The sequence below is a fragment of the Roseomonas acroporae genome, assembly GCF_023223525.1.
Lineage (GTDB): Bacteria > Pseudomonadota > Alphaproteobacteria > Acetobacterales > Acetobacteraceae > Roseomonas_E > Roseomonas_E acroporae.
In genome coordinates this window covers 1-4,204 of the sequence record NZ_JALPRX010000066.1, presented here as the reverse complement: position 1 = coordinate 4,204, position 4,204 = coordinate 1, and the positions used below count along the sequence as shown (strand labels likewise).

The window sequence follows — 4,204 nt, the reverse complement described above, 5'->3', positions numbered from 1 at the left end:
AGCCGTAGGGGAACCTGCGGCTGGATCACCTCCTTTCAAGGATGCCTGCCGGGGTTCGGCACTTCTCTGAAGTGCCAGGCTGGCGAGGCACCGACAAGACTACCCTGCCTGGTCCCGCGTTCCCGCGGATCGGCCGGCCCCGGATGGGGCAGGGCCGGTCGCGGGCGACCATCGGACATCGAACGACGCATCGCCTCTCGTGCCGCGCACGGCGCGCCATGGCCGGCTCCCGCCCGGGTTCTCCTGGAACCCGGGTCGGGCGCCGCCCGCGCCTCCCACCTCGGGGGTTACGCTCCCGCGGTCGATCGCGTGGCTTGTGCGGGCCGGCTCGAGCCGGACTGGCCGAGCCCTCCTGGACAGGCTGGGTTCTGGGCCAGTAGCTCAGTTGGTTAGAGCACACGCTTGATAAGCGTGGGGTCGGAGGTTCAAGTCCTCCCTGGCCCATACTGCCTGCGCCGCCATGCCCCCGGGCATGCCCGGGCGGGTGGTCGGCGATCGCGTATGGGGGCGTAGCTCAGAGGGAGAGCGCCTGCTTTGCAAGCAGGGGGTCGTCGGTTCGAGTCCGACCGTCTCCAGCGGCTTGCAGCCCTGCCCACCCGAGAGGGTGCGGCAGTTCACAGAAGACCACGTCCCGTGCCGGGTTCCCCGTGAACCCGCGCGTGGCGTTGTTGTTTCACATGGTGAAGAGGTTAGGTGAGATCGTCCGGGTTGCGGGGGCGGCGGGTGGCTGGCTGCGAGGCTGGCGTCCTGGCTGTTGTCCTGCGTTCCGGGCGAGCGAGAACGAGTTTGTTGTGTGTGTGTGCTGCTGTCCCTGCGGGGTTTGGCGGTGCTGGTGTTCTGGCCTGGCGCCCGGGTTTCTCCGGGGGCTGGGCTGTGGGTGCTGGCGCGGCTTGGTCCTGCGCGCGGGCGGTGGTGGATGAGAGTGAATGAAGGGCGTTCGGTGGATGCCTTGGCGCCAGGAGGCGATGAAGGACGTGGCACGCTGCGAAAAGCCGCGGGGAGATGCGAGCGATCGTTGATCCGCGGATGTCCGAATGGGGAAACCCACTCCGCAAGGAGTATCGTGGCCTGAATACATAGGGTCACGAGGCGAACCCGGGGAACTGAAACATCTCAGTACCTGGAGGAAAAGACATCAACAGAGATTCCGCGAGTAGTGGCGAGCGAAAGCGGAGCAGGCCAGTGGTTCTGCGAGGAGAAGGCGAACGAGCTGGAAAGCTCGGCCTGAGCGGGTGATAGCCCCGTAGCCGTAGTGTTTCGCAGGATCCTTGAGTAGGGCGGGGCACGTGAAACCCTGTCTGAACGTGGGGGGACCACCCTCCAAGCCTAAATACTCCCTGGCGACCGATAGTGCACAAGTACCGTGAGGGAAAGGTGAAAAGCACCCCGACGAGGGGAGTGAAAGAGACCTGAAACCGAGCGCCTACAAGCAGTCGGAGCTCCCCAAGGGCAACCTGGGTGGGGTGACGGCGTACCTTTTGTATAATGGGTCCGCGAGTTCGTGTTGGCAGCAAGCTTAAGCCGAGAGGTGTAGGCGCAGCGAAAGCGAGTCTGACAAGGGCGTTTAGTTGCCGGCATGAGACCCGAAACCGACTGATCTAGCCATGGCCAGGTTGAAGGTGGGGTAACACCCACTGGAGGACCGAACCCACGCCTGTTGAAAAAGTCGGGGATGAGCTGTGGCTAGGGGTGAAAGGCCAATCAAAGTCGGAAATAGCTGGTTCTCCGCGAAATCTATTGAGGTAGATCGTCCGTCGGTCACCCTCGGAGGTAGAGCACCGGAAGGGCTAGGGGGGCCCAAAGCCCTACCAAACCCTACCGAACTCCGAATGCCGAGGAGTGCAGGCGGGCAGACAGACAGTGGGTGCTAAGGTCCATTGTCGAGAGGGAAACAGCCCAGACCACCAGCTAAGGCCCCCAAATCGTGGCTAAGTGGGAAAGCATGTAGGACGGCCAAAACAACCAGGAGGTTGGCTTAGAAGCAGCCATCCTTTAAAGAAAGCGTAATAGCTCACTGGTCTAATAGCTGTCCCGCGGCGAAAATGTAACGGGGCTCAAGCCACGTGCCGAAGCTGTGGGTGCGCTAGCGATAGCGCGCGGTAGCGGAGCGTTCCGTAGGCCTGCGAAGGGATACCGGTGACGGGTCCTGGAGGTATCGGAAGTGCGAATGCGGACATGAGTAGCGACAAGGAGGGCGAGAACCCCTCCCGCCGAAAGTCCAAGGGTTCCTGCGCAAGGCCAATCCGCGCAGGGTGAGCCGGCCCCTAAGGCGAGGGCGACAGCCGTAGCCGATGGGAATGGGGTCAATATTCCCCAGCCCGCCAGACGTGACGACCGCGAAGTTCCGTCATCCCTTATCGGATTGGGGTGGCGGCTGGAGTGGTCCGGGAAATAGCGCTGGCACAGGACCGTACCCGAAACCGACACAGGTGGACTGGTAGAGCATACCAAGGCGCTTGAGAGAACGATGCTGAAGGAACTAGGCAAATTGCCCGCGTAACTTCGGAAGAAGCGGGACCCGTCCTTGCGCAAGCAGGGGCGGGTGGCACAGACCAGGGGGTGGCGACTGTTTAGTAAAAACACAGGGCTCTGCGAAGTCGAGAGACGACGTATAGGGTCTGACGCCTGCCCGGTGCCGGAAGGTCAAGGGGAGATGTGCAAGCATCGAACCGAAGCCCCGGTAAACGGCGGCCGTAACTATAACGGTCCTAAGGTAGCGAAATTCCTTGTCGGGTAAGTTCCGACCTGCACGAATGGCGTAACGACCTCCCCACTGTCTCCAGCATCGGCTCAGCGAAATTGAACTCCCCGTGAAGATGCGGGGTACCCGCGGTCAGACGGAAAGACCCTATGAACCTTTACTGCAGCTTCGCAGTGGCACCAGGAAGGGGCTGTGTAGGATAGGTGGGAGGCTTCGAAGCCGGGGCGCCAGCTCTGGTGGAGCCAACCTTGAAATACCACCCTGCGCCTTTCTGGTGTCTAACCGAGCCCGGTCAGCCCGGGTCGGGACCCTGCGTGGTGGGCAGTTTGACTGGGGCGGTCGCCTCCCAAAACGTAACGGAGGCGCGCGATGGTGGGCTCAGGCCGGTCGGACATCGGCTGTCGAGTGCAATGGCACAAGCCCGCCTGACTGCGAGCGCGACAGCGCGAGCAGAGACGAAAGTCGGCCATAGTGATCCGGTGGTCCCGCGTGGAAGGGCCATCGCTCAACGGATAAAAGGTACTCTAGGGATAACAGGCTGATCTCCCCCAAGAGTCCACATCGACGGGGAGGTTTGGCACCTCGATGTCGGCTCATCGCATCCCGGGGCTGGAGCAGGTCCCAAGGGTTCGGCTGTTCGCCGATTAAAGCGGTACGTGAGCTGGGTTTAGAACGTCGTGAGACAGTTCGGTCCCTATCTGCCGTGGGTGTTGGAGGCTTGCGAGGATCCGTCCCTAGTACGAGAGGACCGGGACGGACGCACCTCTGGTGCACCGGTTGTCGCGCCAGCGGCACCGCCGGGTAGCCAAGTGCGGACGGGATAACCGCTGAAGGCATCTAAGCGGGAAACCCCCCTCAAAACCAGGCCTCCCTCGAGGGCCGTGACAGACCATCACGTCGATAGGCCGCGTGTGCACGTGGGGTAACCCACTCAGCTAAGCGGTCCTAATCGCCCGATCGAACTCCCATCCAACCACCGCAGCCCAAGGCCGCCACAGGGCGTCAAACCCCCAAGGCCCGGCCGACCGGCACCGCGCGCAGCACCAAGCCGCGCCGCAGACACCCACACACGACAACCCCGACCCCTCACCAGCAGACGAGCAGACGAGCAGACGGTTCGGCATCCGGCTCGGTGGCCCGGTGGCCATCGCGGCGATGACACACCCGATCCCATCCCGAACTCGGCCGTGAAACACGCCAGCGCCCATGGTACTGCGTCCCAAGACGCGGGAGAGTCGGTCGCCGCCGGGTCACCCAGCCGGATCCCGAACCACCCCTCCTCGCCCACAAGCCCGTCCGCCTCCCCACCCAACCTCCCACACCACAACACCGCCGCCAACCACGCGGCCCACACGTCGCCGTCGCCCATGCCTCGCGACCTCGCGACCACCGCACGCCTCACACGCGCGCGCCAAACACCCTCGACGCGGGGTGGAGCAGCCCGGTAGCTCGTCAGGCTCATAACCTGAAGGTCGCTGGTTCAAATCCAGCCCCCGCATCCAG

Annotated in this window: 3 tRNA genes and 2 rRNA genes; all 5 read left to right on the top strand. The window is 63.5% G+C overall.

The annotated features are described in order from the left end of the window. The first annotated feature begins 370 nt into the window (after positions 1 to 370). Positions 371 to 444: transfer RNA gene (locus M0638_RS15420), tRNA-Ile, on the top strand. Between the two features lie 59 nt (positions 445 to 503). Further along, positions 504 to 575, top strand: a tRNA-Ala gene (locus M0638_RS15415). Positions 576 to 917: 342 nt separating this feature from the next. Beyond that, positions 918 to 3,671 (top strand): 23S ribosomal RNA (locus tag M0638_RS15410). Positions 3,672 to 3,837: 166 nt separating this feature from the next. Beyond that, positions 3,838 to 3,952 (top strand): 5S ribosomal RNA (gene rrf, locus M0638_RS15405). 174 nt (positions 3,953 to 4,126) lie between these two features. Continuing rightward, positions 4,127 to 4,203, top strand: a tRNA-Met gene (locus tag M0638_RS15400). The last annotated feature ends 1 nt before the right edge of the window (position 4,204 follow it).